This window comes from Cytobacillus sp. FSL R7-0680 (assembly GCF_038009245.1).
In the GTDB taxonomy this organism is placed as follows: Bacteria; Bacillota; Bacilli; order Bacillales; family Cytobacillaceae; genus Cytobacillus; species Cytobacillus kochii.
Window position 1 is genome coordinate 2,830,304 of sequence record NZ_JBBPAO010000001.1, and the last position, 21,697, is coordinate 2,852,000.

At 38.0% G+C, this 21,697-nt stretch carries 21 protein-coding genes; 3 read left to right on the forward strand and 18 right to left on the reverse strand.

From position 1 onward, the window contains the following. The 7 genes from hisG to hprK form a co-directional block, all read right to left on the reverse strand. Positions 1 to 645, reverse strand: coding sequence for an ATP phosphoribosyltransferase (gene hisG / locus MKY26_RS14180; protein ID WP_095371879.1), 645 nt, complete (start codon positions 643 to 645; stop codon positions 1 to 3). Next, positions 642 to 1,823 carry an ATP phosphoribosyltransferase regulatory subunit gene (locus tag MKY26_RS14185; protein WP_341097889.1) on the reverse strand — a complete coding sequence of 394 codons (1,182 nt, stop codon included), beginning with the start codon at positions 1,821 to 1,823 and terminating at the stop codon, positions 642 to 644. The genes hisG and MKY26_RS14185 overlap by 4 nt, the downstream gene beginning before the upstream one ends. A gap of 578 nt (positions 1,824 to 2,401) precedes the next feature. Continuing rightward, positions 2,402 to 2,905 (reverse strand): acyltransferase, encoded by a 504-nt coding sequence (locus MKY26_RS14190; RefSeq protein WP_095371877.1) that lies wholly within the window; start codon positions 2,903 to 2,905, stop codon positions 2,402 to 2,404. Continuing rightward, positions 2,902 to 3,552 carry a pyrophosphatase PpaX gene (gene ppaX, locus MKY26_RS14195; protein ID WP_307318858.1) on the reverse strand — a complete coding sequence of 217 codons (651 nt, stop codon included), beginning with the start codon at positions 3,550 to 3,552 and terminating at the stop codon, positions 2,902 to 2,904. Before ppaX ends, MKY26_RS14190 begins: the two co-directional genes overlap by 4 nt. Further along, positions 3,545 to 4,483, reverse strand: coding sequence for a nucleoside recognition domain-containing protein (locus MKY26_RS14200; RefSeq protein WP_095373601.1), 939 nt, complete (start codon positions 4,481 to 4,483; stop codon positions 3,545 to 3,547). The genes ppaX and MKY26_RS14200 overlap by 8 nt, the downstream gene beginning before the upstream one ends. A gap of 27 nt (positions 4,484 to 4,510) precedes the next feature. Continuing rightward, entirely contained in the window at positions 4,511 to 5,347 is an 837-nt protein-coding gene (lgt, locus tag MKY26_RS14205; RefSeq protein WP_095371875.1) for a prolipoprotein diacylglyceryl transferase, read from the reverse strand. 34 nt (positions 5,348 to 5,381) lie between these two features. Beyond that, entirely contained in the window at positions 5,382 to 6,317 is a 936-nt protein-coding gene (gene hprK, locus MKY26_RS14210; protein ID WP_095371874.1) for an HPr(Ser) kinase/phosphatase, read from the reverse strand. A 238-nt stretch (positions 6,318 to 6,555) separates the two neighbouring features. Here hprK and nagA point away from each other — a divergent pair, with 238 nt between their 5' ends. Beyond that, entirely contained in the window at positions 6,556 to 7,713 is a 1,158-nt protein-coding gene (nagA, locus tag MKY26_RS14215; RefSeq protein ID WP_307318863.1) for an N-acetylglucosamine-6-phosphate deacetylase, read from the forward strand. Between the two features lie 162 nt (positions 7,714 to 7,875). Here nagA and MKY26_RS14220 read toward each other — a convergent pair whose 3' ends face one another. Further along, positions 7,876 to 8,658, reverse strand: coding sequence for an SDR family oxidoreductase (locus tag MKY26_RS14220; protein WP_307318865.1), 783 nt, complete (start codon positions 8,656 to 8,658; stop codon positions 7,876 to 7,878). Positions 8,659 to 8,815: 157 nt separating this feature from the next. On the opposite strand from MKY26_RS14220, the gene MKY26_RS14225 reads away from it, so the two are divergent. Further along, a complete protein-coding gene (locus MKY26_RS14225) occupies positions 8,816 to 9,439 on the forward strand; it encodes a TetR/AcrR family transcriptional regulator (RefSeq protein ID WP_095371871.1) in 624 nt (207 codons plus the stop codon). 20 nt (positions 9,440 to 9,459) lie between these two features. Here the strand turns inward: MKY26_RS14225 and MKY26_RS14230 are convergent, their stop codons facing one another. The 5 genes from MKY26_RS14230 to uvrB form a co-directional block, all read right to left on the reverse strand. Further along, positions 9,460 to 9,804, reverse strand: coding sequence for a phage holin family protein (locus MKY26_RS14230; protein WP_095371870.1), 345 nt, complete (start codon positions 9,802 to 9,804; stop codon positions 9,460 to 9,462). A gap of 18 nt (positions 9,805 to 9,822) precedes the next feature. Further along, a complete protein-coding gene (locus MKY26_RS14235) occupies positions 9,823 to 10,935 on the reverse strand; it encodes a DUF4097 family beta strand repeat-containing protein (protein ID WP_307318869.1) in 1,113 nt (370 codons plus the stop codon). A gap of 424 nt (positions 10,936 to 11,359) precedes the next feature. Beyond that, a complete protein-coding gene (locus MKY26_RS14240) occupies positions 11,360 to 11,704 on the reverse strand; it encodes a hypothetical protein (protein ID WP_095371868.1) in 345 nt (114 codons plus the stop codon). A 147-nt stretch (positions 11,705 to 11,851) separates the two neighbouring features. Beyond that, on the reverse strand, positions 11,852 to 14,731 hold the full coding sequence (gene uvrA, locus MKY26_RS14245) for an excinuclease ABC subunit UvrA (protein ID WP_095371867.1): 2,880 nt from the start codon (positions 14,729 to 14,731) through the stop codon (positions 11,852 to 11,854). 9 nt (positions 14,732 to 14,740) lie between these two features. After that, positions 14,741 to 16,720: an excinuclease ABC subunit UvrB gene (gene uvrB, locus MKY26_RS14250; RefSeq protein ID WP_307318874.1), complete on the reverse strand. Its 1,980-nt coding sequence runs from the start codon at positions 16,718 to 16,720 to the stop codon at positions 14,741 to 14,743. A gap of 267 nt (positions 16,721 to 16,987) precedes the next feature. Between uvrB and MKY26_RS14255 the strand changes: the two genes are divergently transcribed. Next, a complete protein-coding gene (locus tag MKY26_RS14255; protein WP_307318878.1) occupies positions 16,988 to 17,392 on the forward strand; it encodes a hypothetical protein in 405 nt (134 codons plus the stop codon). A 294-nt stretch (positions 17,393 to 17,686) separates the two neighbouring features. On the opposite strand, the gene MKY26_RS14260 is transcribed toward MKY26_RS14255, so the two are convergent. The 5 genes from MKY26_RS14260 to MKY26_RS14280 all read right to left on the reverse strand — a co-directional run bounded on the left by MKY26_RS14260 (position 17,687) and on the right by MKY26_RS14280 (position 21,680). Further along, the gene (locus MKY26_RS14260; protein ID WP_095373600.1) at positions 17,687 to 18,811 is read right to left on the reverse strand and encodes an AI-2E family transporter; all 1,125 of its coding nucleotides are present in this window, start codon (positions 18,809 to 18,811) and stop codon (positions 17,687 to 17,689) included. Between the two features lie 349 nt (positions 18,812 to 19,160). Beyond that, a complete protein-coding gene (gene wrbA / locus MKY26_RS14265) occupies positions 19,161 to 19,769 on the reverse strand; it encodes an NAD(P)H:quinone oxidoreductase (protein ID WP_095371864.1) in 609 nt (202 codons plus the stop codon). Positions 19,770 to 19,842: 73 nt separating this feature from the next. Beyond that, on the reverse strand, positions 19,843 to 20,445 hold the full coding sequence (locus MKY26_RS14270; protein ID WP_095371863.1) for an NADPH-dependent FMN reductase: 603 nt from the start codon (positions 20,443 to 20,445) through the stop codon (positions 19,843 to 19,845). Between the two features lie 18 nt (positions 20,446 to 20,463). Beyond that, on the reverse strand, positions 20,464 to 21,069 hold the full coding sequence (locus MKY26_RS14275) for an alpha/beta hydrolase (protein WP_322909689.1): 606 nt from the start codon (positions 21,067 to 21,069) through the stop codon (positions 20,464 to 20,466). A gap of 14 nt (positions 21,070 to 21,083) precedes the next feature. Then, positions 21,084 to 21,680, reverse strand: coding sequence for a flavin reductase family protein (locus MKY26_RS14280; RefSeq protein ID WP_322909690.1), 597 nt, complete (start codon positions 21,678 to 21,680; stop codon positions 21,084 to 21,086). Between the last annotated feature and the right edge of the window lie 17 nt (positions 21,681 to 21,697).

Genomic DNA, 21,697 nt, shown 5'->3' on the forward strand with positions numbered 1-21,697 from the left:
TTACTTAACCACCTTTTCCTGCTCGATCACTTCTGTCAGTCTCTCAACCACATCACTTATACGTGCGTCTTTCATGCGGTAACTAACCGGATTGACGATGAGCCTTGATGTAATATTGACGATGTCTTCATATTCTATTAATCCATTTTCTTTTAAGGTTCTTCCTGTAGAAACAATGTCAACAATCCGATCAGCTAAACCAATAAGCGGTGCCAATTCAATCGAACCGTTCAATTTAATTATCTCGACTTGCTCGCCTTGTTCACGGAAATACGCTGCTGCTACATTCGGGTATTTCGTAGCGATTTTCGGTGCGACATCATTCATTTGCGTATGAGGCAAGCCAGCAACTGCTAAATAGCAAGCACTAATCTGTAGATCAAGCAATTCATATACATCACGTTCTTCTTCAAGCATGACATCTTTCCCGGCTATTCCAAGATCGGCAACACCATATTCCACATATGTGGGCACATCCATCGGTTTAGCTAAAATAAAGCGGAAACACTCTTCAGGTACATCGATAATTAATTTCCGCGAATCATCGAATTCAGGTGGCAACTCGAAGCCAGCCATTCTCAACATCTCCACTGCCTCAGTAAAAATTCTTCCTTTTGGCATCGCAACTGTTAACCAATCCTTCATCGCGATCCCTCCTTCTGTTTACCAACTAAATAAGTGATATCTTCATAAAGTGCTGAACAGGCATCAATATCTTCTACGCCATTAATATCTTGCAAAACGACTTTCTTCCCTTCAAGTCGTTGCTGTTCAGCTAACATAAAAGCTTCTTTTCTTCTTTCTAAACTAAACACAATACAGGCAAGAGGTGGTTGTTCAAATGGTTTGTCTAACGATTCAAGTAAATGATCTAATCGAATGGCAAAGCCAGTTGCACTTTTGGCTTTCCCAAACTTTTCTAGTAATAAATCATACCGCCCACCGCTGCCAATTGGAAAACCAACATTACCTGCATACACTTCATAAACAATACCTGTGTAATAACTCATATGACTGACTAATGTTAGGTCTAATTTTATGAGGGCATCCTGTTGATAGTCAGCTATAATTCCCCATAAGGTTTTCAATTCATTTAACGCTTCAACGCCTGCGTTGCACTCTAATAAGTCTTCTGCTTCCTTAATGACTTCTGGTCCGCCTCTTAATTTTAGAAACTGTTTTAACCTTTGTTTATCAATAGATGACAATGATAGCTGATCTACATGTACACGATAACCAACATAATTTTTCTCATAGAGGAATCGCATCAATTGCTCCACTCTTTCATCTGTACCGAGTATCTCTTGGAAAAAACTCCTTACAAAGGCAATATGACCAACGGAAATCTGGAACTGCTCCAATCCTGTTTTCATTAGAGCGAAGGATATTAATCCTAAGCACTCTCCATCCGCACTAACTGTTGGATCACCAATACATTCGACACCGATTTGCTCAAATTCTGCCGGTCGTCCACCTTCTCGCTGTTGTGCCCGAAACACATTAGCTGAATAAGCTAAACGCTGTGGCAACTTTTCCTTTAATAACTTAGACGCAGCCACACGAGCAATAGGGGCTGTCATATCTGGTCTTAGTACAAGTGTATGTCCCTCATGATCCAGCAGTTTAAACAATTGTGTATCGAGAATAGCTGAAGCTGTACCAACTGTCTCGTAATATTCCAACGTAGGAGTTTCAATAAATTGATAGCCCCAGCGTTTCATTTCATTGGCCATTGTCACCCGTACTTCTTCTTTCATCATATATAGATTAGGCAATGTATCCCTCATGCCTAAAGGCTTTTCAAACATAAATAACCGACTCAACCCGTTCACCTCATTTTTACTTTAGTTCGCTACCATGCTAATAAATTGAAGTTACTTAGTAGTGTACGCTTCTCACCTTTAAACGTCAACCCTAAACACTTAATTTTGAGAAAAATGAAAGAAATCCACAACAAAGGGGTGTAATCTAAAATATTCTAATGGGGGATGTAAAGATTCCGCCTGTTGGCATATCTCAACTTCAGGGCGTTTACGATAATGGAGGGTTCTGGTTCTACTTTTGTTCGACGTCCTTATCTTTAGAGGGGCAGGTATGAGAAAATAAAACAGGAGGAGTGCAAAAGCTCGTTTCATTGCTAAAAAGGGGGACGAGGGAATCAGATCCTTATTTACGATAATTTAAACGGTCAGTAGGAATTTCCCTTTTGCGTTGCTCTTAGCTTCGATCGACCTCACGAAACTGGTGAATCTTCATGTCATGTGATAGCATGGCACCTTGGTGCTGAATCTCTCCGTAAAAATCTTTTTACGTACTGTAGTCTTTTTTCTTGTTACCATCATCCGTAACAAAAAAACATCCGCTATCCCACTTTCTTTTCGAAAGCGAAGTTAGCAGATGCTTATGACCGTTGTTCCATTTCTTCTTTTGTAAATATGATTTGCATTGGGTTACCACCGACGAAAGCACCAGCGGGTACGTCTTTATGTACAAGTGTACCAGCGGAAACAATCGCACCATCTCCGATTACTATTCCTGGAAGTATCGTGCAGTTGGCACCAATCATGACTTCGTTACCGATTTCTACAGTTCCCAGGCGATATTCTTTAATCAAATATTCATGGGCTAAAATAGTAGTATTGTATCCAATCACACTATTGCGCCCCACACTGATTTTCTCTGGGAACATGACATCGAGCATTACCATAAGCGCAAATGACGTCTGTTCACCGATTTTCATCCGTAAAAAGGTACGATAAAGCCAGCTTTTCATCCCTAAGAACGGGGTATAGCGTGCCAGCTGAATCACAACAAAGTTCTTTACTACTTTCAAAAAAGGGACCGTTTTATACACATGCCAAAGGGAGTTCGCTCCTTCAACAGGATAGCGTTCGGTTCTCCTCATCTGTTCAATTCCTCTAAGATTGTTAATAAATCCGGCATTGTCTCTAACATATAGTCAGGATCGAATTGAAGAAGATGATCCCTTCCTTTACTTGACCAAGCAACACCTGCTGTCACCGTCCCTGCATTTCTGCCACCTATAATATCATGATGATTATCACCAATCATGATGGCTTCATGTGGTTCTGAGTCCAATAGTGATAATGCTTTTAAAACAGGCTCAGCATCCGGTTTCGGCTTTTCTACATGATCAAGGGCAACAATCACTTCAAAAAATTCATCCAGCTTTGTTAAGCGTAAACCCTTTTCAACAACGTCTAGCATCTTTGTTGTTACGATGCCCAATTTATAACCCGATTCCTTTAGTGTGCGGACCGTCTCATACACGCCTGAAAACTCTTTCACTAATACATCATGGTTTTCTTTATTAAATGTACGATACATATGAACCATCTCATCCGCACGGTCACTATCAATTGATGTAAATGTCTCGACTAATGTTGGACCCATAAAAGGTAGTACATCCTGACGCTGATAGCTATCTGGATAATAATGATTTAATGTATGCAAAAATGAAGAGATAATTAGTTCATTCGTATCTATTAACGTTCCATCTAAATCGAATAATATTGTATCAATTTTAGCCATAATACGCTTCCTTTCTCGGTGTTGCTTCAAGCTTCCTCCAAATCATCCCGACAATCATTGTTAAAATCACAGCGACTACGACGCGAATAAGAAGAAGGGGTAACACAGGTATTCCTAAAGGTATAAAGATAAGAGTATCCTCAACAACCGCATGACAAGCTACTAAGAAAATAAACGCTAAAGTGACATCTTTTTGACTAACGCCATCCTCTTCTACTGCTTGAATCATCACACCGGCTCCAAATGCTAAGCCAAACAATAATCCTGATGCTAAAGTTGTCGATGTATTTTCTCTCATCCCTAGCTTTCTTGTTAATGGAGCCATCCATTTAGAAAATACTGCAAGCCATTTACGGTCTTTCATAATCTGTACGATTACCATTAATGGAATTACAATGATCGCTAATTGAAAAATACCAAGACCTGCTTTTTCTACTGCATTCCATACAATTGGCCATATGCCTTCAATCGTTTCTTCGCTTGCTCCAACAAAACCATACTCTGCCATCTCTGAACCGCCATTCCAAACGAGATTAATAATAATCCCCGATAGAAAGGCTAAACCGAGCCGAACAGCGAGCACAATCCATAGTTTAACGCCTACTTTCATGGCTACACTTGTTTCAATCAGTAAGTTATGAGAAAACGACAGCATGACTGCTAATATAAATACTTCTTTAACGGTTAAATCCAACGTGAGAATCGCACCAATACCAGCATAAACATTCAAGAAGTTTCCTAAAACTAAAGGAATGGCCGCATCCCCCGATAGACCAAATATTCCCATAATCGGTGCGATTAATTCAATCACCCATGGTAAAACTGGCGTATGTTGCAATAACGCCACAATTAACGTAACAGGAAAGATAATTTTCCCCAATGTCCAAGTCGTCTTAAAACCAACCTTTAATCCTGCTTTAACAGAATGTATCACCTGGTACTCCCCCTCTGCTGACCCTTACTTTGCTTTTGCTTGTTTCTGTGGAGGATCTAAATACCTCTCTTTTGCATTCCCACTTACTCTTCTATATATAATAATTACGATAGCCCCAACTATTAATATGATCGATAGCATTTGCGCTGCTCTTAACATTTCAGTCACCATTAAGCTATCGGTTCTCATTCCCTCGATAAAGTATCTACCGATAGAGTACCAAATCACGTAGCTAAGGAATAATTCCCCTCTTTTTAAATTAGCACGTCTTAGTAGTAGTAGCAGTGCAAATCCAGCGAAATTCCAAACTGACTCATATAAAAATGTCGGATGATAATAAGCCCCATTAATATACATCCCGTTAATAATGAATTCTGGTAGATGCATGTTTTCTAAGAATTGTCGACTTACTTCACTACCATGCGCCTCTTGGTTGACGAAATTCCCCCAACGTCCAATGGCTTGACCGAGAATAATACTAGGTGCAGCAATATCCGCTAATTGCCAAAAGGATACACCACGCTTCTTTGCAAAAATAATCGCAGTGACAACTGCTCCGATTAATGCACCGTGAATGGCGATGCCTCCGTTCCAAATTTTAATGATTTCACCTGGATACTGAGAATAGTAGTCCCATTCAAAGATTACATAATAAATCCTTGCACAAATAATCGAAATCGGAATAGCCCATAACAATAAATCAGCAAATAAATCCTTACCTAGTCCCCTTTTCTCTGACTCTCTCATCGCCAAAATAAGACCGAGTGCAATGCCGATACCGATGATTAAGCCATACCATCTAACAGACAATGGCCCTAAACTAAAGGCAACCGGATCAATTGGCGCCACTGTTAACAACATAGTCATATCTCCTTTAATTATGTATTAATAAATCTCAACGATCTTCATGATCGCCATCTTCAATTACATCCGTTAAACGATTTGTAAATTGCTCTGCTGCATTTACACCCATACGCTTTAATCTAAAATTCATTGCCGCTACCTCGATAATGACCGCTAAGTTTCGACCTGGGCGGACAGGAATGGTCATTTTAATTAACTCCGTATCAATAATTTTCATCTTTTCTTCTTCTAAACCTAAACGATCATACTGTTTTTGAGCATCCCATATTTCTAAGTCCATCACAAGAGAAATCTTTTTAAATCGGCGAATGGCACCTGCACCAAATAAAGTCATGACATTAATAATACCGAGTCCCCGAATTTCTAATAAATGCTCAATGAGTTCTGGTGCACTACCGACTAATGTGTCCTCATCTTCTTGTCTAATTTCTACACAATCGTCCGCTACTAAGCGATGTCCTCTTTTGACAAGTTCTAATGCCGTCTCACTCTTACCGACACCACTCTTTCCTGTAATGAGGACTCCCACGCCATATATATCGACTAACACTCCATGAATGGCAGTAGTAGGGGCTAACTTACTTTCTAGGAAATTCGTCAAAAGGCTAGAAAAACGCGTCGTTTTTTGCTTTGTTCTTAAAATCGGTACGGCTTCTCTTTCAGCCGCTTCAAGTAATTCTTCTGGTACTTCTAGCTCTCTCGTAATAATGATTGCTGGAGTAATGTCAGAGCATAGCATCTCCAGTCTTGCTTCTCTCTCTTCGTCATTTAGTTTTTCAGCAAATGACAGTTCTGTTTTCCCTAATAATTGTATGCGTTCTGCCGGAAAATAATCAAAATAGCCAGCCAATTCAAGGCCTGGTCGAGAAATATCACTCGTAACAATCGGACGGTTGATACCTTCTTCACCGCTTAGTAATTCTAACCCGAATTTTTCGATAACATCCTTTGTGCGAACCTTTGCCACTCTTACCCCTCCTTATCCTGTAGTTATCTATTCTTCTTTCATCCATTCTCATCTGATACGTTTTTTATTTTAGCACTTTTTACGCGAGAACCAAACGCTTTAAATTGAAACTGTCATTGTATACGAAAAAACCCGTTCCATATCATTGTCGACTCTCGTTGTTTATTATACACTGAAACGAAATAAATGGAGAGAATGACTAATCAATACATTGAACAAAAGGGAGGGATTTTAGTTAATGGATAAGAAGACCCTTTTTATTAATGCCGATATTATTTTTCAACATTATGTTTCACCAAACAGTTATCTGACATTAAATGGCCATCTGATTGAAGATTTCGGTGAAATGGCTTCATGTCCACAGACTACTCGCTACGATTACATTTATGATTTAAAAAACAGTAGCTATATAAGTCCTGGCTTTATTGATCTCCATATACATGGTGTGGCTGGTGCGGATGCAATGGATGGGACAGTCACTGCCTTAAAGACCATTTCACAAATATTACCTAAAGAAGGAACAACAAGTTTCTTAGCAACAACCATTACTTCTCCAACAAAAAAAATAAGTCAAGCCATTGAAAGCATCGCCCATTTTCATTCTTATAAAGGGGCAAAAATTCTTGGCATACATCTAGAGGGCCCTTTTATCAATCTACATCAGGCAGGTGCACAGCCAAAAGCAGATATACAAGAGTCCAATCCCCATTTATTTTCCTACTGGCAATCACTCGCTCAAGGTCAAATAAAACTGGTTACATATGCACCCGAAATGGATCCACGCCAAAGGTTATTACAACAAATAATTGCAGACGGAGCCATCCCATCAATTGGTCATTCAGAAGCTACTTACGAACAAGTCGAAACCGTTCATTCTTACGGCGTATCCCATATGACTCACCTATTCAATGGTATGCTCGGCATACATCATCGCGAAATTGGGACAGCAGGTGCCGCACTTTTGCTTGATTCCTTTACTGCCGAAATCATCGCTGATGGTCTACATATTAGCCCAGAAATGATTCAACTGCTGTTGAAGGTTAAAGGATATCAAAGCCTGATATTAATTACTGACAGTATAAGGGCAAAGCATATGGAAGATGGAGAATATGAGTTAGGTGGACAAACAGTTCATCTGCAATCAGGTGTAGCGACATTAGTCGATGGAACGCTTGCTGGAAGTATACTAAAGATGAATGATGCGATTAAAAATATGATACATTTTACTGATATCGCTTTGCATGAAGCCGTCCATATGGCTACCGTCAACCCAGCAAAGAAAATCGGACAGTTTCATTGCATCGGTAGTATCGATCGTGGCAAGGAAGCTGATTTAGTGATTTTAAATAGGGAATTAAATGTAATAGATACCTTTTGTAAAGGTGAAAGGATGTAATTAAGGCATTCTGCCCTGGGATTCAAAGACTATTCTATATTGTACGGTGATTTATAGGCTCTTTGGTAGTCGACGTGGTTTTTGCTTGAAACGAAGGTGTTATTAGATTTTAAGCTCAAAAAAGCAGGAAGATGTCTCATCTCCCTGCTTCATTCATCATTATTAATATTTATAAGATTGTCCACCATCGATCGGTACAACCGTTGCATTAATGAAGTCTGCTTGGTTTGATAGTAAGAATGCTACTAGGTAGCCGACTTCTTCTGGTTTACCAAAGCGTTTCATTGGATTGACGCTAACAAATTCTTTTCCTGCTTCTTCCCAATTGTCTCCGCCCATTTGTTTCAATGATCCTTCAACCATCGGCGTCATAATCGCACCAGGAGCGATTGCTTTAATACTTACACCAAATTGGCCATATTCGATTCCAGAGTTTCTTGTTAAGCCTACTACACCATGTTTACTTGCAGCATACCCTGATTGATTACCAACTCCACGGATTCCACCAACGGAAGCGGTATTAACAATTGAACCATGACCTTGTTCTTTCATCACTTTTAACACATGCTTCATACCGTAAAATACACCGTTTAAGTTAATATCAACTACACGTTGGAATTCTTCGATACCGAAGTCTTCTGTTAAGTTTTGTTTCCCTTCGATGCCTGCATTATTAAAGAAGCCATCGATTTTACCAAATTTCTCAACAGCAAACGCCACGTATTTTTTTACATCTTCTTCATTCGCTACGTTCGCTTCGATTGTTTCTATCTCTGCTTGAGGTGCTGCTGTAAGTATTTCTTGTTTACTTTCCTCTAAGCCTTTTGCATTTAAATCTACTAAAACAAGTTTACCGCCTTCTACTGCTACTTGTTTTGCTGCCGCTCTACCAAGTCCAGATCCCCCACCTGTAATGATAACGACTTTATCTTCAAAACGATTCATATAAAACTACCCCTTTCATATGCGTTGTGGTACTATTTTCACAACTTCTCTTTTAGTGTAAACGGATTCATAATTAGCAACAATCAGTAATTCTTTTGAATTTGTCGATAGAATCTACACATTACTATAATGTGTTTATTTTAGGAGGAAAAATACATTGGTTGAGTATAAAAGTAGTATCTCTAAGCAAAGTGAGCGGACGAAATCCTCTTTCAAAAAAGCTTTCATTGACCTTATTCATGAAAAAGGCTATAGCCATGTAACAGTGACGGATATTATTAAACGAGCCGATTATAATCGCACGACTTTTTATCTTCATTTTCAAGATAAGCAAGGTCTAACGGATGAATTGCAAAGAGAAATGTTCGAACAAGTAAAAGAAAAAAGCATGAATAAATATGAAAAAGGCAAAGCCATTAGTATTACCGAGATGGATCCAAAATCATTCGAACTAACACACTTCATATACTCTGAGCAAGCTTATTTCAATCTTTTATTAAAAAACGATACCATCCCAGGATTGCATCGAGATCTACCTAAAGCGATTTATGAAGTATTGGAAGAGAGCTTTATCTTATCAGCGATTAATCAACTAGATATTAACTACTCGGTCCATAAACTCTATATGGCCCATGGGACAGCAGGACTACTCGTCAACTGGATTGAAAATGGTTATGATGTCAGCCCTGATAACATGAGTCTCCGCTTAATTCAAATATTACATTCATTTGCTAAGGAGTTTTCAATTGCAACTAAAAGCAAAAACACACCACCCATTTAAAAAAGGCGGTGTGTTTTTACTTAATCCCAGAGAACCTTTTGTATAATTAAATTTGCTACAGACATAATAATTGCCACCAGAATAGCTGTGCCAAAACCGGCAATCTCAAAAGTATCTCCCATTAATCCACTCGTAATCATTAAGGTTACTGCATTGATAACGAATAAAAATAACCCTAACGAAATGACCGTAATTGGTAATGTCAATAAAATCAATATCGGTCTAACAATTATATTAAGAATGGATAGGATAAAACTAGCTAACAAGGCAGACCCGAAGCCTGATAAATAAAAAGAATCTCCTATAAAGCCAGATAAAGCAATAAATAATATGGCATTAATAACAATACCAATTAACCATTTCATACATATGACACCTTTCCATTAGAAAACTGAGCTAGATTTTTTTACTGTGACAGACCCTGTTTTTGTATCTGCATTTAACCTTAAACCACCTTGAGGATCTTTAATAGAGCGGAAACGAAGCACCTTCTGAATAACATCACTCTTTTCCTCTAATATCTCAATTCCCTCAATATGAATATCAAAACTTCCTAAATTCGTTTTTAGTTCACCACTTACTTCTGCAAATGGGGGAAGCGTTACTTCTACATTGCCAGTTGTTGCTTTTGCTTCAATCGATTCACAACGGGAACCCCCAACAGCACAAGCTACATTCCCATTAAAAGAATGTGCATTCACTCTCTCATAATCTCCATCTACATGTACAGCACCGTTTATCGTCTCTGCTTCAAGTATATCAACCGTACCGTTTTCAACATGAATTTTTCCATGAACGGTTTCTAACTCTGCATGTTTACTTTGTAATTGCTTTGCTGTAATTTTACCGTTTGCCGTTTTTGCCTTAAAGGTTTTCGCTTTTAGCTTTTCACTTTCAATCGGTCCATTAAAGGTACGAAGTTTTAATTTATTATATTCCTTCTCAGGTACATATAGTACCGCATCTAACTTTATCCATTTTTGTTGAGTAGAGAACTTCAGTTTATCATCTACAACGGTAAATACAGCATCCTCCAAGAATTTTTTCCGAGCCTCATCTTGAGACTCCGCACGATACACTTTTACTTCACACTCTGCTCTTACATCAGTCTGTGACCACGGTACAACTTTGATAGCTCCGTTTGCGACATCTACTTCAATTTCATTAAAGGTACCGTCAGATTGATGGAAAATATGGGATATACTATGTGACTGTCCGAAGTTAAAGTCTAAATCGACATCTTTAATCTTTTTAAATGCAGAGTCGACAAAATCAATGATCTTATCTTTTGCTGAATTAAATTTATAATTAAAAGGCTCTTCTTTTTTCTCTTCTTCAAATTTTACTGCTGTAGATAATTCTTTAATAATTTCTTCTTGCTTTTGCTCAGCCGTATCTTCGGCTTTTTCTAATTTCTCTAATAAAGTTAAAGCTTCTTCAACAGATAATTTTCCATCCTCCACCATTTTTAAAATGCGTTTTCTTTCTTCCTTCATTCTATTCCCTCCATAAGGTTCATTTTGTCTATGCCCTATTATCCTTTTTATCTTAGGCTAAATAAGTATCAATATCTAATAAGTATGCTTAGGACAATCTCCAGCATGATTAGTATTGAAAAATGAAAGTTGGTTATATTTCATTTTTACCCTTAATCAGCGAAAATTAGGCTTATACTTCAATTTTTCTTTACTCAATTGTACGATAGTCAGGGGCAAAAGTTTCACTTAAATAAAAAAACCAGTCTCAAGTCTGACTGGGATTTATGTCATGAGGTCTAGATTTGAAGGTTCGTTTTCTGTGGTATAGGGGAAAATGAAGAGTAAAGAAGGTAAATCGTTGCTAATTAAATTTTAGTAAAACCCAAACAGGTCCTGGATATTTATGACCTAGGACCTGCTTAAGCTATGTACCTTTAAAAATTTATTGATAGGCCGCCAAGTCAGTTGTGCGAGGAGATTCCTTACGCTTAACCTCATCAATCTTGTTAACGAACATTTGAAATACTTTTCTTTTTTCTTCCAAATCTTTTGCATGCTCTTTCAAATCATTATACTTCTCTTCAAACGGTCTGTGATAACGTTCTCTTATACTTTCAATAATCTCATCGTTGACAGTAGATTGAATGACTTGTTTAGTTATTCCATATTTATAGGAGTAAAGTTTTAGCTCAAGCTTAATTTGATCATATTCCTCATTAATTTGACTAAGCACTTCAGAGATATCTTCTTTCCATTCCTCTAATGATTTAGCTAAATAATCTTCCATAATCGTATAGTCACCCTCTCCCCTTATAATACTATGATTATAACGAAGGATAGTTACATCCCTTTTGCTATAGAGTTACAAATCTTTATCTTTTTTAATAGGAAATACCACGAGCCGATAGACCCGTGGTATTTTCTATTAAAACCATTAAGCATTCGTTACACTTGCTTCTTTATGCTCAATTTGCTCTTTCATTCTTTTGCGATCACGTTCAAGAATCGGTTTTAAATATTTTCCTGTATAAGACTCGGCTGTTTCTGCAATCACTTCAGGGGTACCTGTAGCTAGGATTGTCCCCCCCTTAAGTCCACCTTCAGGACCTAAATCAATTAAATGGTCAGCAGCTTTAATTACATCTAGATTATGTTCTATCACGAGCACAGTATCCCCATTTTCAACAAGACGCTGCAAGACATTAAGTAAACGAGCGATATCATCCACATGCAAGCCCGTTGTTGGTTCATCTAATATATAAAATGATTTACCATTAGAACGACGATGTAGTTCAGAAGCCAGTTTTACCCTTTGTGCTTCTCCACCTGATAAGGTTGTCGCTGGTTGGCCCAATTTGACATAACTCAATCCAACATCATAGATGGTTTGCAACTTACGACGAATTTTAGGAATATTTTCAAAGAAGGTAAGTGCATCTTCCACTGTCATTTCTAAGATTTCTGCAATACTCTTCCCTTTATATTTTACTTCTAACGTCTCGCGATTATAACGTTTTCCATGGCAGACTTCACATGGCACATATACATCAGGAAGAAAATGCATTTCGATTTTAATAATCCCATCTCCACGACAGGCCTCACAACGGCCACCTTTGACGTTAAAACTAAAGCGCCCCTTCTTATAGCCCCTAACTTTTGCTTCATTTGTAGAAGCATACACATCACGAATGTCATCGAATACTCCTGTATAGGTAGCCGGATTAGAACGTGGCGTTCTTCCGATAGGCGATTGATCAATATCTATGACTTTGTCTAATTGATCAATTCCTTTCACTTCCTTATGTGCACCCGGCTTACTTTTCGCTCGATGTAGTTTTTGCGCTAAGCTTTTATGGAGAATCTCATTGATTAACGTACTCTTCCCTGAGCCTGAGACACCAGTCACAGCCGTGAAAGTACCAAGAGGGAACTTGACGTTCACATTCTTCAAGTTATTCTCTTTAGCCCCTTTAATCTCAATAAAACGACCGTCACCTTTTCTTCTTTCTATCGGCAGTGGGATAAATCTTTTCCCTGATAAATATTGACCGGTTAAAGAGTAATCATCTTTCATTACTTCTTCTGGTGTACCTTTGGAAACAATTTCACCACCATGCACCCCTGCACCTGGACCCACATCAATTAAATAATCCGCTGCAAGCATCGTATCTTCATCATGCTCTACCACAATTAACGTATTACCGATATCACGCATGTTCTTTAACGTTTCGATTAATCGGTCATTATCCCTTTGATGCAATCCAATAGAAGGTTCATCAAGAATATACAACACTCCAGTCAACCGTGAACCAATTTGGGTGGCTAAACGAATTCGTTGGGCTTCCCCACCTGAGAGAGTTCCAGCAGCCCGGCTCAGCGTTAAATAATCCAAGCCAACATTAATAAGAAATCCAAGACGTTCTTTAATTTCTCTCATGATCAAATTAGCAATTTTCATTTCTTTTTCTGTTAAGTGTAATTGCCCAAAAAAGTCATAAGCTTCTTCAACAGATAAATCTGTAAGCTTCCCAACATGATGACCATCAATCAAGACTGCTAAGCTTTCTTTCTTAAGACGGTAGCCTTTACACGTAGGACATTTATGTTCCCCCATGTACTTCTCCATCTGTTCACGAATATAATCAGAGCTTGTCTCCTTATATCTTCTCTTGATATTATTCATCACACCTTCAAAGACAATATGTGATTCACGCACTTGGCCATAATCATTTTCATATTTAAAATATATTTTTTCCTTACCAGAACCATAAAGGATTTTATCTATTTGTTCATCTGGAATAGCTGATACGGGGATATCCATATCAATGCCATAGTGCGTACATACTGCTTCCAAAAGCTGCGGGTAGTATTGTGAGCTATTCGGTTCCCAAGGTGCAATCGCATGCTGCTTCAATGTGAGATCTTTATTAGGGATGACTAAATCCGGATCTACTTCTAACTTTACACCTAAGCCATCACAATCGGGACAGGCACCGAAAGGACTATTAAAAGAGAACATTCTCGGTTCAAGTTCTCCAATTGAAAAACCACAAATAGGACATGCATGATTTTCACTGAATAATAATTCCTCTTCTCCAATCACATCAACTATGACTTTTCCTTCTCCCATTTTCAGTGCTGTTTCGAGCGAGTCAGCTAATCTGGCCTCCACGCCTTCCTTCACAACAATTCTGTCAATAACCACTTCAATAGAATGTTTTTTATTTTTCTCAAGCTCGATTTCTTCTCCTAAATCGAGCATATCACCATCAACCCGAACACGAACAAACCCTTGTTTCTTTACCTCTTCTAATACCTTTACATGTGTTCCTTTTCTACCAGAAACAACAGGTCCCAGTACTTGCAATCTTGTTCTTTCCGGATATTCCATAATACGATCTACCATTTGTTCAACAGTTTGAGAAGAAATTTCTATATTATGATTAGGGCAGGTTGGGTGTCCTACTCTCGCAAATAATAGACGCAAATAATCATAGATTTCTGTTACAGTTCCTACCGTTGAACGAGGGTTTTTACTAGTTGTTTTCTGGTCTATAGAAATCGCAGGAGATAAACCTTCAATCGTATCCACATCCGGCTTATCCATTTGTCCTAAGAACTGTCTTGCATAGGCAGAGAGGGATTCAACATAACGGCGCTGTCCTTCTGCATAAATCGTATCAAACGCTAAGGACGATTTTCCCGATCCTGATAATCCCGTTAAGACAACAAGCTTATCCCTTGGGATTGTTACATCGACATTTTTTAAATTATGTGCCCTTGCACCTTTAACAATCAATTTCTCCATTGCCATTTCCGTTCATCATCCTTCCGCCTTCAGTTCAAGAATAAGATCACGAAGCTCTGCCGCTCGTTCGAAATTTAAATCCTTTGCTGCAGACTTCATCTCTTTCTCCATATCTGCTATTAATTTTTGACGTTCTTTTTTATTTAATTGACTTAATTTATCAGCACTATTATACTCCTCTGGCGTTTCCGCTGCTTGTGTCGCTCTAATCACATCACGAATTTCTTTTTGTATCGTCTGTGGCGTGATACCGTGTTCTGTGTTGTAATCTTCTTGAATGCTACGGCGGCGTTTTGTTTCACTTATAGCTTTTGTCATGGAGTCTGTCATTCGGTCAGCATACATTATAACTTGACCATTTGCATTACGAGCAGCACGCCCAATCGTTTGGATAAGTGAACGTTCTGAACGTAAAAATCCTTCTTTGTCGGCATCAAGAATCGCTACGAGTGAAACTTCTGGAATATCAAGCCCTTCTCGCAACAAATTAATACCTATTAACACATCATAGGTACCCATACGAAGCTCCCTAATAATCTCGATTCTCTCAAGGGTTTTCACTTCGGAATGTAGGTATTGAACCTTCATACCAATTTCCTTTAAATAATCCGTTAAATCCTCAGACATTTTTTTCGTTAAAGTGGTAATGAGTACACGTTCATTTTTCTCAATTCTATCATTAATTTCACCAATTAAATCATCAATCTGTCCCTCTATCGGTCGGACATCAATAATAGGATCTAACAATCCAGTAGGTCTAATGATTTGTTCAATCATTTCAGGTGTTTGTTCTAATTCATACGGACCTGGAGTCGCAGAAACATAAACAATCTGGCTAATATGATCTTCAAACTCAGAAAAAGTAAGAGGACGGTTATCCATTGCAGAAGGAAGACGAAAACCATGTTCTACTAATACATTCTTACGGGCTTGGTCACCATTATACATCCCTCTTATTTGCGGCAATGTCACATGAGATTCATCAATAACAAGTAAGAAGTCCTTTGGGAAGTAATCAAGTAAAGTATAAGGAGTCGAACCAGCTGGACGAAGAGTTAAATGACGGGAGTAGTTTTCAATCCCTGAACAAAAACCCATCTCTCTCATCATTTCTAGATCATATCGCGTTCTTTGTTCTAGGCGTTGTGCCTGTAATAAATGGCCTTCTTCATGTAAGGTAGCCAGCCTTTCTTCTAATTCTTTTTCAATATTTTCGATGGCTACACGCATTTTCTCTTCTCTGGTAACGAAGTGAGATGCCGGGAAAATGGCTACATGATCACGATCACCTAAAATTTCACCGGTCAAAGCATCGACTTCACGAATCCGATCTATTTCATCTCCAAAAAACTCCACACGTAAACAGTGCTCGTCTCTCGAAGCAGGGAATATCTCTACGACATCACCGCGTACACGAAATGTCCCACGTATAAAGTTCATATCATTGCGCTCATATTGTATGTCGACTAGCTTCCTTAATAATTGATTTCGCTCTATTTCCATTCCCGTCCTTAAACTTAAGACAAGCTCTCTATATTCTTCAGGAGATCCCAAACCATAGATGCAAGAAACACTGGCGATGATGATAACATCATTTCTTTCAAATAATGAGGAGGTAGCTGAATGGCGGAGCTTATCTATTTCATCATTAATACTCGCATCTTTCTCAATAAATGTGTCAGTGGATGGTACATATGCTTCTGGTTGATAGTAGTCATAGTAACTAACAAAATACTCTACCGCATTATTGGGAAAGAACTCTTTAAATTCACTATATAATTGACCTGCTAACGTCTTATTATGAGCAATTACTAACGTTGGTTTGTTCACTTCTTTAATGACGTTAGAAACAGTGAACGTTTTCCCGGTTCCAGTTGCACCTAGTAATGTCTGATGCTTTTTCCCCTCTTGAATCCCATTTACAAGCTCTTTAATAGCTGCAGGTTGATCACCTTGTGGGGAATATTTTGAAACTAACTCAAATGTTTGATCCAAATCAGAAACCTCCTCTATGTAAAAAGTAAAGCGTGTCTAATCATTATTGCATTCCGATTTTCTATATCCTCATTCTACCACAAATCCTCTTATCTAAACCACAAAAAAGCGAACAAATATTCGATATCCATTCGACAAAGAGATGAAAAGAAGGTTAGGATTAAAATAAACGGGTATGAAGGTACAAATTAACTTTTCATTTATTTTGAAACTTTATTCTATATAAAATCGTCTTTTGTTATATGGCGAAATAGACGAGGTGATTTTTTGTTTGGTTTTATTTTTGCATTTGCGTGGCTAGCCGTTTTTATTTATGCCCTAAAAACCATTAAAGATTATATAAACAGTAATGACGAGGAAAAAGCATATGAAAAAGACTTCGTCATTAAAATTGTTGGTGCTGTATGCCTTTCGGGGCTTTTTGTTATAGCAGAAATACTTCGTGTCACAAACTTGGGCTTCGTTGATATGAAATGGCTCTTTCTCATTACATTTCTACTGCTTTTCGTTGTCAGTTACGTCTTTTTCACCTACAGGATACTCTTCTCTAAAAACACCTTTGACCGTAAAAAAGGAGATTATACTTTTAGTTATAAATATCGAAAATGGCTTATCCCTGTCTTTTTTCTATTCCCAATAGGTGTATTTAGTATTTGGATTTGGGTTAGCTAAATGAAATTTCCTTCTACATAAATGAGTTATAGAATTAGTCCATAGTTGGGGGCATCTAGTAAATTTGAATAGATAAACAGGTTTAATTGAACACATACAATGATTGAATCAAGGAGTTATACAAGTCAATTACACCTACCCACTAAAACCCTTCTTATTAATCAACAACACACACGTCAGCTCATATTTCTCATTCTAATTAGTTAACCTTTCTTTTTATTAAAAACTTAAAAACTAAACGCTTTTCCCTAAGAAAAGTAGAACCCCATCTCACTTTGATGGGGTTCTACTTATTTATATATCTGCTGGATGCGGACCTTTTTCTGCTTCCATCTCTTTTGCCATTTTCCTTGCTTTTATAAATTGAACACCGCTTAATACAATGGTTTTCCCAACGGCGTATGTTGGTACAGCAAGTAACATGCCTAATATACCAGCTAAGTTTCCTGCTACCAATAAGATAATAATGATTGTTGCTGGATGAGTATTTAATGTTTTCCCTAAAATTAATGGTGAAATTAAATTACCTTCTAATTGTTGTGCGGCGACGATGACTATTATTGCTAAAATCGCCATCGTAGGTGATTCAAATAGCCCAACTATAACCGCCGGTGCACCACCAATAAATGGTCCAACATAAGGAATAATATTCGTTACTGAAATAATTAATGCCAAAACAATTGCGTATGGTAGGTCAATAATTAAGAAACCGATAAAAGACGCTGTCCCGACGAATAATGCGACCGTAATCTGACCTTGAATATAGGAAGAAAGAGTTTTACCTGTTTCTTTTAATGTATCAATTGCTTCAGCACGATAACTTTTGGGAACAAATTTCCCTAGTGCAGGTGGGAACTTCTCCCCGTCTTTTAACATAAAGAATAAAAGGAATGGTACAGTAATAATCGTAATGGCTATATTTGCAACTAATCCAACTAAATCGCTGAGACCATTCGTAATCCTTTGTGGAAGTTGATTAGCATAATCAACTAAATAACCCATTATTTCTTCTTGTGTTACATAATCTTGATTCATTAACCAGCGATAACCCTCAGATTGCGAGAAGTTGTTAAAGAACTGTTCTGTTTGTTTAACATAGGTAGGTAGTTCATTTAATAACCCTGCCAATTGGGCTGAAATTTTTGGTACAAAAATACTAACGACAAGCACCAGCAATCCAGCAACAATTGCAAATAGTAATATGATCGATAATATCTTAGGAATTTTTGCTTTTTCAATTAAATGCACAAATGGATTTAAAATGAAGAATAAGAACCCCGAGATAATAATAGGGAAGAACAACGTGGAAAAAAAGATTCCAATCGGTTCAAATAAAAAAGAAATTTTTGAAGCTACAAAAATGACGGATACAATAATTAGAATTTGAAGAGACCAGTACTGGAATTTCTTCTTGTTCACATTCTCACCTTTTCCCAAAAAATAAATTTTTCTCTATAGACTACATTTTCATTCGTAGTTCCCTTTTTCCAAAAAAGTAAAACCACTAGGATTTATTTGTATGTATTATTGTAATGCATTCCACCACAAAATGTCGCCTCATAAGGATATTTTCCGTGAATTTTTTTCGACAAATATTTCCTTTTGGTTATTTTAACCAACAGATATTTATATAATCAGCCATGTGTTAAGGAAATCCTTTTATCCATTCACACAACGACATGGCAACTAGATAGAAAATTTCACTTATATCCCCAAGTTAAAAAAAGGTATCTTAGGAGTCTCCCTAAAATACCTTTTTAAAGCATGATTATTCTTGGCCTTTTTGAATCCATTCAGCAACAGTTGCCGTACGTTTGGCTTGATGTTTAACTGCTGCTTCATTATCTTCAACGATTTTACCATCTTGTCCTTGAGTTGAACTTGCGCCGTAAGGATTTCCGCCACCAGCAAATATGCTTGGGTCAGTGAAGCCGGGTGCGGCAACAATCGCGCCCCAATGGAACATAGTTGTATAAAATGAAAGAAGGGTTGCTTCTTGACCTCCGTGAGGATTAGAAGCAGAGCTCATTGCACTCACTACTTTGTTCGCAAGTTTGCCTTGTGCCCAAAGGCCCCCAGCAGTATCAATAAAAGCTTGCACTTGTGAAGCAATGTTACCAAAACGAGTTGGGAAACTAAAAACAATCGCGTCTGCCCATTCAAGGTCAGCAAGTGTAACTTCTGGTACATCTTTCGTAGCATCAGCATTGGCACGCCATGCAGGATTGGAATCGATGGCTGCTTCAGGTGCTGTTTCAGGAATCTTTAACAACTTCACTTCAGCGCCGGCTTCTTTTGCCCCTTGTTCTGCCCACTGTGCCATTTGGTAGTTGGTACCTGTTGAACTATAATAAATGACTGCTAATTTAATACTCATTTGAATAGAATCCTCCTTGATATCTCACATACATCTATATTGTTTCTATTCCTTTCAGCTCTATACATTAAACTTATCTTAATGTTTTTAATGCACCGCTCCATGCTAGCACTTGATCAAGCATCATTTTCATATTTGCTTGGTGCAAGTCCTGAGGCTTAAATTCATTACCATTTACGAAATCAGTAAAAAGGGAAAGTGTTGGATGTGTGCGTACATCTGCGACTTGTAGCTCGCCTAAAATGCCACGTAGATGTTCTGCCGCACGGGCACCACCAGTAGATCCATAACTGACAATACCTGCTGCTTTATTCGCCCATTGATCGCGAGCAAAGTCGATCGCATTTTTCAAAGCACCACTAATACTATGGTTGTATTCCTGTACGATAAACACAAACCCATCCATACTATCTAATTTATCTCCCCATGCTGCAATACCAGGCTCTGTGCCATCTGTTGTACCAAGGAACGGAAGATGAAAGTCAGCAATATCAATAATTTCATAATTTGCATCCCCACGTGCATCAGCTATTTCTTTCACCCATTGACCTACTTGTGGACTTACACGACCTTCTCTTGTACTTCCTAAAATAATACCGATATTTAATTTTTCCATTTTCATTTCCTCCTTAGGATGTGGATTATTTTTATTGAATAATTTATTTAAAAAGCCCATATTGTTTCTCCCCATTTCTTAGATGCTGGCTTTAAACCATTTTGCTGCTTCTTCAACTTCTTTGAATGAAAGCTGATGTCCCATATGTTCCCAATGAAGATGAACATCGGCTCCCGCTTTTTCTAATAATCTCTTTAACTCTTCAGATTCTTCGGGTGAACAAATCGGATCATTTGTCCCTGCTCCAATGAACACCTTTTGTCCTGTTAAATCAGGCAATTCTATACCTCTTCTTGGTACCATTGGATGGTGTAAGATTGCTGCTTTCACAGCATCTTTATAATGGAACATCATACTGGCCGCAATATTAGCACCATTTGAATATCCTAAAGCGACGATATTATGGCGGTCAAAACCATATTTGTCAGCTGCTTCATCTAAAAATTGATAAAGCTCTTTCGTACGAAAGATTAAATCCTCCTCATCAAAGACCCCTTCTGCTAACCTTCTAAAAAAGCGCGGCATTCCATTTTCAAGCACATTACCTCGAACGCTTAGGACTGATGCACTTTCATCTATTTTGCCAGCTAACGGTAGAAGGTCTAGCTCATTTCCCCCTGTACCATGAAGTAATAATAGGGTTGGTTTTGATGTGTCACTACCCTTTTCAAAAATATGTTTCATGTAAATCCCCTCCATTATTTCGGTCGAACCATTGTAAATACTTCTCCTACTTTCGCATAATCATTTCCAGCCAAGCGACTGATTGCCCCTAAATTCTCAGCGTTGATTTTGCCCGCTTCATAAATTTCATTATCGAAATGGAAGTAGACAACTTTACCGATAAGAAGATCAGCATTCCCTTCAAGTTCAATATGATGAGCAAGCTGACATTCCATCCTCACTTTCGCTTTCACGATTCCTGGTACATTGACAACTGTACTTGAAATTGTCTCTAATCCACTGAGCTTTAATTCATCCACATTTGGTGAGACAGTAGCCGCTGTTTCATTAATTTGCGTAACATTTGACTCATCAACAATATGAACGACAAACTCCTTCGTATCACACACATTTTTAGCAGTATCTTTCATCTCACCCGCTCTTCTTGCTACTGAAACAGCAATCATTGGCGGATTAGAAGACACGATATTAAAGAAACTAAATGGTGCACCATTCATCACACCAGTGTTTGATTGTGAAGTGACGAAGGCAATCGGCCTCGGGATAATACTTCCGATCAATAATTTGTAATTCTCCCTCTCGGTTTGCGCGTTCGGATCAATACTTACCATTGCGTAACTCCTCCTTT

Bases quoted from the DNA above. Each gene is read 5' to 3' on its own strand.
- hisG (WP_095371879.1), bottom strand. From the start codon at position 645: ATGAAGGATTGGTTAACAGTTGCGATGCCAAAAGGAAGAATTTTTACT.
- MKY26_RS14270 (WP_095371863.1), bottom strand. From the start codon at position 20,445: ATGGGCTTTTTAAATAAATTATTCAATAAAAATAATCCACATCCTAAG.
- lgt (WP_095371875.1), bottom strand. From the start codon at position 5,347: ATGTTGTTAACAGTGGCGCCAATTGATCCGGTTGCCTTTAGTTTAGGG.
- ppaX (WP_307318858.1), bottom strand. From the start codon at position 3,552: ATGGCTAAAATTGATACAATATTATTCGATTTAGATGGAACGTTAATA.
- wrbA (WP_095371864.1), bottom strand. From the start codon at position 19,769: ATGAGTATTAAATTAGCAGTCATTTATTATAGTTCAACAGGTACCAAC.
- MKY26_RS14240 (WP_095371868.1), bottom strand. From the start codon at position 11,704: ATGGAAGATTATTTAGCTAAATCATTAGAGGAATGGAAAGAAGATATC.
- MKY26_RS14230 (WP_095371870.1), bottom strand. From the start codon at position 9,804: ATGAAATGGTTAATTGGTATTGTTATTAATGCCATATTATTTATTGCT.
- MKY26_RS14235 (WP_307318869.1), bottom strand. From the start codon at position 10,935: ATGAAGGAAGAAAGAAAACGCATTTTAAAAATGGTGGAGGATGGAAAA.
- MKY26_RS14275 (WP_322909689.1), bottom strand. From the start codon at position 21,069: ATGAAACATATTTTTGAAAAGGGTAGTGACACATCAAAACCAACCCTA.
- uvrA (WP_095371867.1), bottom strand. From the start codon at position 14,731: ATGGCAATGGAGAAATTGATTGTTAAAGGTGCAAGGGCACATAATTTA.
- MKY26_RS14280 (WP_322909690.1), bottom strand. From the start codon at position 21,680: ATGGTAAGTATTGATCCGAACGCGCAAACCGAGAGGGAGAATTACAAA.
- nagA (WP_307318863.1), top strand. From the start codon at position 6,556: ATGGATAAGAAGACCCTTTTTATTAATGCCGATATTATTTTTCAACAT.
- MKY26_RS14190 (WP_095371877.1), bottom strand. From the start codon at position 2,905: ATGAGGAGAACCGAACGCTATCCTGTTGAAGGAGCGAACTCCCTTTGG.
- MKY26_RS14220 (WP_307318865.1), bottom strand. From the start codon at position 8,658: ATGAATCGTTTTGAAGATAAAGTCGTTATCATTACAGGTGGGGGATCT.